The following is a 7,896-nucleotide window of genomic DNA, read 5'->3' as shown; positions in this document are numbered from 1 at the left end:
GTCCGCCGCCCCAGCCGCCGACGCTCCCGCTCCGGCGCCCGGCACGGTGCCACCGTTCGCGGTGATCCCCGGCGCGCAGGTCCAGCGGGCGCTCCAGGGGCGCGAGAGAGGGATCGTGGACCTGGTCGAGGCGACCTACCGGCTGCACGGCGGCGGCGAGACGGTGAACCCGCCCTCGTACTTCCTGCGGTTCCCGGACCGCCCGTCCTCCCGGATCATCGCGCTGCCCGCGTCGCTCGGCGGGCGCACGCCGGTCGACGGCCTGAAGTGGATCTCCAGCTTCCCGGAGAACGTGGCGTCCGGCATCCCCCGGGCCTCCGCCGTCCTGATCCTCAACGACCCCGCGACCGGCTATCCGTTCGCCTGCCTGGAGAGCTCGATCATCAGCGCCACCAGGACGGCGGCGTCCGCGGCACTGGCCGCGCACCGGCTCAGCAGCGGACGGCCGCGCCCGGCGCGCGTCGGGTTCGTCGGAACCGGCCTGATCGCCCGCTACATCCACACCTACCTCACCGCCACGGGCTGGTCGTTCGAACAGACGGGCGTGTACGACGTGTCCGCGCGGAGCGCGGCCGGCTTCCGCGACTATCTGGAGCAGTCGCAGGCCGCGGACCGGATCACCGTGCACGACGGCGCCGAGCAACTGATCCGCTCCAGCGACCTGGTCGTCTTCGCGACCGTCGCGGCTGAGCCGCACATCACCGACCCGACCTGGTTCACGCACCATCCGCTGGTGCTGCACATCTCGCTGCGCGACCTCGCACCCGGCATCGTGCTCGACTCGGTGAACATCGTGGACGACACCGAGCACTGCCTGAAGGCCGGCACCTCACCGCATCTGGCGGAACAGCACACCGGACGGCGCGACTTCCTCGCCGGGACGCTGGACGACGTACTGGCCGGGCGGGTCGCGGTGCCCGGGGACCGGACCGTGGTGTTCTCGCCCTTCGGGCTCGGCGTGCTCGACCTCGCGGTGGGCGCGTTCGTCCACGACGAGGTGGCCCGCTCGGGCGAACTGAACGTCATCGACGATTTCTTCCACGAACTGCGCCGCCATGGCTGAGCGGCCCGGAACGCAGCCGCGGACGAGGGGGACGGCATGACGGTCATTTCCACTCCGGTCGATTTCAACGAGGAAGAGCTGTACGTCGATCTGCGGCCGATGGTCGGGCACGCGCTCTTCCTCAAGTGCGAGGGCTTCAATTTCGCCGGCTCGATCAAACTCAAGGCGGCGACGGAGATGGTGGAGGCCGCGGAGTGGAGCGGCGCCCTGCGGCCGGGATCCATTCTGGTCGAGTCCTCGTCGGGAAACCTCGGCGTGGCCCTGAGCGTCATCGCGGCGAGCAAGGGCTACGGCTTCGTGTGCGTGACCGACTCCCGCTGCAACCTGTCGGCCCGCCGGTTCATCGAAGCGCTGGGCGGCCGGGTGCACACCATCGCCGAACCCGCGGCCGACGGCGGCCTGCTGGGCGCGCGGATCGCCCACGTACGGGCGCTGTGCGCCGCTGACGACCGGTACGTGTGGCTCAACCAGTACGCCAACGCGGACAACTGGAGAGCGCACTACCGCACGACGGCACCGGCCATCGCCCGCCACTTCCCCGAGCTGGACGTGCTGTTCGTCGGGGCCGGCACCACCGGGACCCTGATGGGCTGCGCGCGCTACTTCCGGGAGCTGCGCCGCCGGGTGCGGGTCGTGGCGGTGGACAGCGCGGGCTCGGTGACCTTCGGCGGCGAGCCGGGCCGCCGCATGATCCCCGGCCTGGGCACGAGCGTCCGCCCGGCGCTGCTGAACGAGTCCTACGTCGATGACGTGCTGCTCGTCGAGGAGGCGGACACCATCCGGGCCTGCCACCGGCTGGCCAGACGCGGCTTCCTCTTCGGCGGGTCCACCGGAACCGTGGTCAGCGGCGCGGCGCGCTGGCTGAGCGGGCACGACGCGCGGGACCTGACCGCGGTGGCCATCGCACCGGACCTCGGCGAGCGCTATCTGGACACCCTCTACCAGTCCACGTGGCTGCACGACCTGTTCGGCGACGACGTGCTCGGCCCCGACGAACTCACCGCCGACCTGGAGCTGGATCTCGACCGCTGCCCCCTGCACCCGGGCTGCCAGCCACTGAGCCCGTAGGGCGTGCCCGGCATCGGCCGACACCGGCTACGCAAGTGAACGGGTGACAGTCCCGGATTCCGCAGTTCCGCGCCGGATTCCGCGCGGACTCCGGAAATCCATTTCACCGGAGTACCGGCGCACAACAGCAGGCGCCGGATTGCGCGCGACTTCGGGGACTCGCCGCGTTTCCACAGCACATGTGCCAATTTCCTGAAGTCGCTGCGGCAGTGGCCTCCTCTCATTGCCACGTCCGAACGGCCCGTGTTTGGCTTTCCTACCGTACGAACCGCCCCGTGGGTGAAAACGCTGGGAAATCACTCCGAAACCGCGGGATGCCGAGTTTCCATAACCGTACAAGGAGCCGAGAAATGAGCCGATACCAGGGCTGGGAATCCGACCGGCCGGAAGATTCGAGTACGAAGGGCGCAGCGATCCTGGGCACGGGTTCCTACCTGCCCTCGTTCGTCGTCGGCAACGACGAGGTCGGCGCGCCGGCCGGCGTGGACGACGAGTGGATCACGCGCAAGACGGGCATCCGTGAACGGCGCTTCGCGAAAGACGACGAGGCCACCTCCGACCTGGCGGCCATGGCGGGCCGCAGCGCGCTGGAGGACGCCGGGGTGAGCGTCGCGCAGCTCTCGCAGATCATCGTCGCGACGTCCACCCCCGACTCCCCGCAGCCGGCCACCGCGGCGCACGTGGCGCACGCGCTCGACGCGCCCCCTACCGCGGCCGCCTTCGACCTCAACGCCGTGTGCTCCTCGGGGACGGCGCGGGGGCCGTCGTCGTCGGGCCGACCCCTGGTCCGGCGCGGCGGGTGCGGGCCACCCGGCTGCTGAACTACAGCGAGGGCCGGGACCTGGTGCAGGTCCCGGCGGGCGGCACCCGGCTGGGCACCGCGCACGCCACCGTGGACGACAGGCTGCACTACTTCGCGATGGACGGCCGCGGTGTCGTCGACATCGTCCGCACGACCCTGCCGGGTCGGCTGTCGGACTTTCTCGACGAGACCGGGGTGTCCAAGGAGGACATCGCGCACATCGTTCCGCACCAGGGCAACGGCATGATGCTGCGGACCCTGGAGCAGGACCTGGCCTTCCCCCGGGCCCGTATGCACACGACGGTGGCCGTCTACGGCAACACCGGAGCGGCATCGATTCCGGTCACCCTGGACGACGCGGCGCGGGCGGGGGCGCTGCACGAGGGCGACAAGGTGCTCCTCGTCGCCTTTGGCGGCGGATTCACGTTCGGTTTCGCCCTGATCGACTGGTGAGCCCGGCCGCCCGGCACCAGGACAGCACAGCGGAAGACAGCAGCACCTCGGACGAAGAGCAGGGGGAGAGATGAGTGCAGTGGACGTGGACGCCTATCTGGAGCGGATCGGGGCCGAACGCCCCGCCAGGGCAGACCTGGAGGCTCTGGAGTACCTGCAGGAACGACATCTGAGGTCCGTCCCCTTCGAGACGTTCGACTTCAGCCTCGGCGACCCCGTCAGGATCGGCGAAGGCGCGGTGGAGAAGATCGTCGGCCGGCGCCGCGGAGGCGGCTGCTACGAGCTCAACACCTCGTTCGCCGCGCTGCTGACGGCACTCGGCTACCGGGTGAGCCTGCTCGCGGGGCGCAGCCTGCACAACGGACAGGAGCCCCGGCTGGGAGCCTTCTTCGGGCACATGATGCTGCGGGTGGAGATCGACGGCGAGTTCTGGCTCGCCGATGTCGGCTTCCGCTGGGCGAGCTGGGCTCCGCTGCGGTTCGCCGAGCGCGGGCCGCAGAAGGACGAGAACGGCGAGTACCGCATCGTCGACACACCCGACGGCGATGTGGAGATCGTCCACGACGGGGTCCACCGGATCCGCCTGGAGACCCGGGCACGCGACATCGGCGACTTCGTTCCGACGATGTGGTGGTTCTGCACGTCCGAGGACTCGCCGGTCACCGGCCGCACCATCTGGGCCTCGCTGGTGCGGCCGGAGGGCCGCGCCTCCTTGCTGGACCGCAGGCTCACCCGCTACGAGAACGGCGAGCGGATCACGGAGGTGCTCGACGACGACGCGTTCCCCGCCGCCGTCGAGCGGTGGTTCGGCATCGAGCTGGACCGGCTGCCGGAGCTGCCTCCGATGCCGGCGGCCGGGCCCCGGGCCCGGAGAGGACCATGGACATGAGCAGGAGTCAGGTGAACTGGGGGCTACTGGTCACCGGCGGCTACGCGGACGTCGCGATGAAGGCCGAGGCCGCCTCCACCACGTCCGCTTTCGTCGCCGTCGCGCACGACGACGAGGAGACGGCCCGCGCCTACGCCGGAACCCACGCCATCGCCCGGTCCCACGGCAGCTACGAGGAGCTGCTGGAGGACGACGGCGTGGAGGCCGTCTTCGTCGCCCTGGACCCGGTCGACCACGCCGAGTGGGCGGTCAGGGCACTCCAGGCCGGCAAGCACGTGCTGGTGGAGAAGCCGCTCGCGCTCGGCACCGCCGAGACCGAGCGGGTCTTCGACGCGGCCGACGCGGCGGGGCGGCAGTGCGCCGAGGGCGTGATGCCCCGTCATCACCCGCAGTACCTCGTGGCCAAGAAGCTGGTGGACGAGGGCCGCCTCGGCGAACTGCGCTACCTCTACGCCGCCTGCACCGCCAGCCTTCCGGCGGACTAGCGCGGACTCGTCGGCCAGCACATCCAGCAGGTCCCAGTCGACCAGGGGCTCCAGCGCCTCGGCGCACTCCCGCAGGGCGCGCGCGAAGACGGGCGACGCCGCTGTCAGGCCCAGCGCCATCCCCACCCACTGGGCGCCCTGGCCGGGGAAGACCAGCACCGGCCGGTCCGGGCCCTGCACCGGGAGGGCGCCGTGCACCACCTGTGCGGACGGCTCGCGCGCGGAGAGCGCCGCGAGCCCGGCGGCCAGCCCGTCCCGGTCCTGGCCGAGGAGGACAGCCCGGTACTCCAGCTCCGCGCGGGTGGCCGCCAGCGAGAACCCGATGTCCACGAGGTGCCCGCCGGGGTCGCCGAGGCGGGCGCGCAGCCGTTCGGCCTGGGCCGACAGCGCGCCCGGGGAGCGTGCGGAGAGCACCCAGGGGCGGAAGGCGAGGTGCCGCTCCGGCTCCGGGGGGTCCGCCGGTTCCGGAGCGGGCGCCTGCGCCGCGTCCGCCGCGTCCGCCGCGTCCGCCGCATCCGCCGCATCCGCCGCATCCGCCTGTTCGATGATCAGGTGGGCGTTCGTACCGCGGAAAGGGGAGAGGATGAGCCAGCGCGCGCAGGAGGAGAAGCCGCAGCAGCGGCGCGGGATGCCGGAGAAGCGCAGGGCGATCGCGCAGGCGGCCCGCGTCGTCTTCGGCCGCGAGGGGTACTCCCGCGCCAGCGTCGACACCATCGCCGTGGAGGCCGGTGTCTCCAAGCGGACGATCTACAACCACTTCCGGGACAAGGAGCATCTGTTCCACTCGGTGGCCCTGGAGGGCGCGCACCAGGTCACCGAGGCCATCGCGGAGATCATGGAACGACATCTGAGGAAGATCGTGAACCTGCGGGAGGACCTCGTCGCCTTCGCGATGGAACGGGCGGCCGCGGTGACGGACTTTCCGGACCACTTCGCCCTGGTCCGCACGCTGGAGGCGGAGGTCACGCGGATTCCGCCCGCGCTGCTGGAGGACTGGAAGGAGGCCGGACCGCTCTCCGCCCACCTGCGCCTGGCCCCGTACCTCCAGCGGATCGCCGACCGGGGCCTGCTCGCCCTCGACGACGCCGACCGGGCCGCGAACCACTTCAACCTGTTGACGATCATGGATGTGAACCAGCGGACCTTCTACGGCGCCGTCCCGATGCCGGAGTCCGAGACGGCCGCCATCGTCACCAGCGGAGTGGACACCTTCCTGCGGCTGTACGGAACGGAATCCGTCCCGCCTCCGGGCGACCGGGAGCGGGGGTAGTCCGCAAGGCTCCCGGACGCCGACACGCCGATCCGATCGCCCCGCGGCGGCTGTCCGCGGGGCGAAGTTCTCAGTTGCCCGCCCCGCTATGCACGGAAACGTGACGCTTACTCGACGTTCGCAGGAGGGTTCTCCTGCGCGAGTTCCCAGGGGCCCCGCCCTTCAGCGAGGATCAAGCCCGTATCCAGCGCAAGTTCTGGGCGGTTCGGGTTCGGCGACGCTCCCGCTTGGCGCGCGGGGCCCCGACGGGGTTCGTCGTGACCACCGAACCCTCGGGAGCCGAGACGACCATGTGACCGGCGGCGTTACTGAGGGAGCTTCAGTTGGCGTACGACGACGGCGTTCCGCGGGGTGTGACCGGAGACTCTCCTGGTGCTGACGTACCCGTGCCCTGGATCCTGGGGGCGGCTTCCGAGGACGAGCTGGCGGGGAAGGCGGAGCTGCTCGCCGAGCACCTGACAGCCCATCCGGAGCTCGACCCGCTGGACGTGGGCTACTCGCTGGCCGTGCACCGGACCCCGGAGCGCCACCGGGCCGCGATCCTCGGCACCCGCCGCGAGGACTTCCAGCGCGGGCTCGCCGCACTCGCCGCCGGAGACCTGGCCCCCGGCGTCCTGCGGGGGATCGCCGACGCGCCGGGCAAGGCCGCGTTCGTCTACCCCGGTATGGGCGCGCAGTGGGCCGGGATGGCCGTGGAACTGCTGGAGCAGTCGCCCGAGTTCCACCGGCACCTGGCCTCGCTGGACGAGCTGCACGCTCCGATCGCCGGCTGGTCGATGCTGGAGGTGCTGCGGGGCGAGGACCCCGGCTGGCTGGAGCGGATCGACGTCGTCCAACCGATCCTGTTCGCGACGGCCGTCGCGCTGACCGAGCTGTGGCGCTCTCTCGGAGTGCGGCCCGACTCCGTCGTCGGACACAGCATCGGCGAACTGGCGGCCGGATGCATATCCGGGGTGTACTCCCGCGAGGACGCGATGCGCGCGGCCCTCGAATGGGGGCAGGCGCAGCACAGGCTGTACGGCACCGGGAAGGTGGCGGTCGCCCAGGGCGGGCGGGACCTGCTGATGGATCCTCCGCACCCGTGGTCCGTCTGGTTCGGCGGCATGAACGGCGCGCAATCCGTGCTGCTGTCCGGCGAGTGGGATGCGATGGACGCGTGCCTCGCCCATCTGCGCGAAACCGGTGTGCGGGTGAACGAGGCCAACGGCGTTCACCTCCCGGCCCATTCCCCGATGATCGATGCGATATACCCGGAGATGCGGGAGAACTTCGGCCGCATCGCCGCATCCGATCCGGGCATCCCGATGTTCTCTGCGCTGCAGGGCCGACGGCTGGAATCCGGAGAGGTCGACCGCGAATTCTACTGCCGCGTACTGCGTCTCCCGGTCCGGTTCGACGAGGCGGTACGGGCCGCTGCCGAGGCCGACCACCGGTTCTTCGTGGAAATTGGCCCCCACCCGCTGCTCGTCGCCGCGATCGACCAGACAGCGCCCGGTGCGGACGTCGTCGGCTCGATCCAGCGCGGCGACGCGGGGCTGCACAAGATGCTGTCCGGACTGTGCGAACTGTATGTACGCGGACTGGACGTCGACTGGTCGGCGATGTTCGCCGGCCGGGGCGGTCAGTTCGTCGAACTGCCCCGCGACGCACGCATCCGGACCCCGCGCCGCACACACCAGGCACACCAGGGCCAGGAGAAGGCGATGCTGGATCTGGTACGGGAACAGGTGAGTTCCGTCCTGGGCCTGGAGAAGCAGATCGATGTTCGGGTGTCGTTCTCTGATTTGGGTTTGGATTCGTTGACGGCGGTGGAGTTGCGGAATCGTTTGGTGGGGGTGTTGGGGGTTTCGTTGCCGGTGACGATGG

General features: G+C 70.9%; 8 protein-coding genes and 1 pseudogene. 8 read left to right on the top strand and 1 reads right to left on the bottom strand.

Annotated elements, in window-relative coordinates:
• The first annotated feature begins 46 nt into the window (after nucleotides 1–46).
• The 6 genes from sbnB to G5C65_RS26380 all read left to right on the top strand — a co-directional run bounded on the left by sbnB (nucleotide 47) and on the right by G5C65_RS26380 (nucleotide 4,760).
• Complete coding sequence (sbnB, locus tag G5C65_RS26400) at nucleotides 47–1,063, top strand: 2,3-diaminopropionate biosynthesis protein SbnB (protein WP_165301443.1); 1,017 nt, start codon at nucleotides 47–49, stop codon at nucleotides 1,061–1,063.
• 36 nt (nucleotides 1,064–1,099) lie between these two features.
• Nucleotides 1,100–2,131 (top strand): 2,3-diaminopropionate biosynthesis protein SbnA, encoded by a 1,032-nt coding sequence (gene sbnA, locus G5C65_RS26395; protein WP_165301441.1) that lies wholly within the window; start codon nucleotides 1,100–1,102, stop codon nucleotides 2,129–2,131.
• Nucleotides 2,132–2,481: 350 nt separating this feature from the next.
• On the top strand, nucleotides 2,482–2,952 hold the full coding sequence (locus G5C65_RS40510) for a 3-oxoacyl-ACP synthase III family protein (RefSeq protein ID WP_338146670.1): 471 nt from the start codon (nucleotides 2,482–2,484) through the stop codon (nucleotides 2,950–2,952).
• On the top strand, nucleotides 2,931–3,386 hold the full coding sequence (locus G5C65_RS40505) for a 3-oxoacyl-ACP synthase III family protein (protein WP_338146669.1): 456 nt from the start codon (nucleotides 2,931–2,933) through the stop codon (nucleotides 3,384–3,386). The genes G5C65_RS40510 and G5C65_RS40505 overlap by 22 nt, the downstream gene beginning before the upstream one ends.
• 70 nt (nucleotides 3,387–3,456) lie before the next feature.
• Nucleotides 3,457–4,275 (top strand): arylamine N-acetyltransferase family protein, encoded by an 819-nt coding sequence (locus tag G5C65_RS26385; RefSeq protein ID WP_165301440.1) that lies wholly within the window; start codon nucleotides 3,457–3,459, stop codon nucleotides 4,273–4,275.
• Nucleotides 4,272–4,760: a Gfo/Idh/MocA family protein gene (locus tag G5C65_RS26380; RefSeq protein ID WP_165301439.1), complete on the top strand. Its 489-nt coding sequence runs from the start codon at nucleotides 4,272–4,274 to the stop codon at nucleotides 4,758–4,760. Before G5C65_RS26385 ends, G5C65_RS26380 begins: the two co-directional genes overlap by 4 nt.
• Nucleotides 4,761–4,766: 6 nt before the next feature.
• On the opposite strand, the pseudogene G5C65_RS40815 reads toward G5C65_RS26380, so the two are convergent.
• A pseudogene (locus G5C65_RS40815) lies at nucleotides 4,767–5,174 on the bottom strand (acyltransferase domain-containing protein); the annotation flags it as partial.
• Between the two features lie 169 nt (nucleotides 5,175–5,343).
• On the opposite strand from G5C65_RS40815, the gene G5C65_RS26370 reads away from it, so the two are divergent.
• Nucleotides 5,344–6,030, top strand: coding sequence for a TetR/AcrR family transcriptional regulator (locus G5C65_RS26370; protein WP_241266068.1), 687 nt, complete (start codon nucleotides 5,344–5,346; stop codon nucleotides 6,028–6,030).
• Between the two features lie 323 nt (nucleotides 6,031–6,353).
• Nucleotides 6,354–7,896, top strand: a 1,543-nt coding sequence (locus G5C65_RS26365) for an acyltransferase domain-containing protein (protein ID WP_165301438.1), incomplete at its 3' end; no start/stop codon positions are given.

Source organism: Streptomyces boncukensis (assembly GCF_011045075.1).
Lineage (GTDB): Bacteria > Actinomycetota > Actinomycetes > Streptomycetales > Streptomycetaceae > Streptomyces > Streptomyces boncukensis.
This window is presented reverse-complemented; position numbering and strand designations above follow the sequence as displayed.

What these genes read in the sequence shown, in the direction of transcription:
- G5C65_RS40510 (WP_338146670.1), top strand. Translation starts at nt 2,482, where the DNA reads ATGAGCCGATACCAGGGCTGGGAATCCGACCGGCCGGAAGATTCGAGT.
- G5C65_RS26385 (WP_165301440.1), top strand. Translation starts at nt 3,457, where the DNA reads ATGAGTGCAGTGGACGTGGACGCCTATCTGGAGCGGATCGGGGCCGAA.
- G5C65_RS26370 (WP_241266068.1), top strand. Translation starts at nt 5,344, where the DNA reads ATGAGCCAGCGCGCGCAGGAGGAGAAGCCGCAGCAGCGGCGCGGGATG.
- sbnA (WP_165301441.1), top strand. Translation starts at nt 1,100, where the DNA reads ATGACGGTCATTTCCACTCCGGTCGATTTCAACGAGGAAGAGCTGTAC.
- G5C65_RS26380 (WP_165301439.1), top strand. Translation starts at nt 4,272, where the DNA reads ATGAGCAGGAGTCAGGTGAACTGGGGGCTACTGGTCACCGGCGGCTAC.